This window comes from Terrisporobacter petrolearius, from assembly GCF_020748185.1.
In the GTDB taxonomy this organism is placed as follows: domain Bacteria; phylum Bacillota; class Clostridia; order Peptostreptococcales; family Peptostreptococcaceae; genus Terrisporobacter; species Terrisporobacter petrolearius.
Genome location: NZ_JAHZMO010000189.1, coordinates 1 through 444, shown reverse-complemented (window position 1 = coordinate 444; position 444 = coordinate 1). Strand labels below are relative to the sequence as shown.

The following is a 444-nucleotide window of genomic DNA, read 5'->3' as shown; positions in this document are numbered from 1 at the left end:
ATAGAGAAAAATACGATATTTCTCTATTGCTTTGGCAAACTGGATCGCTGAATTTGTTCCTAGAAGAGAATGAATCTCTACAATAATATCAGCATCGTCGCCCATTGCTTCACGCATAGCGGCAATTCTTGCCTCGCCCATTTTTAATTGTTCGGCCAGTAATAAGCCAGAGTAATTTCTATTTTTGTTCTGAAAGACACAATCGCCGCCATGCAGATCGATTTCAAGCGGATCAACTTTTATCGCATTATAACCTTCTGCAATAGCGGCACGCGCTGCCTCTGCATACTCTTCAGGCGTTACTAATATTTGCCTTTTTTCGCCCCAACCAAATTGTAACTGACTGGCGTAAGTTCTCAATTTATCGTTAGTCTTTCCCCCCAGTAGTTGATAAACCGGCACGTTTAAATATTTACCTTTAATATCCCATAAGGCAATATCAAT

Annotated in this window: 1 protein-coding gene; it reads right to left on the bottom strand. The window is 40.3% G+C overall.

Annotated features, from left to right (window positions below; genetic code table 11):
- The coding region (locus K0040_RS22540; protein WP_272491588.1) for an enolase C-terminal domain-like protein at nt 1-444 on the bottom strand (444 nt) is incomplete at both ends.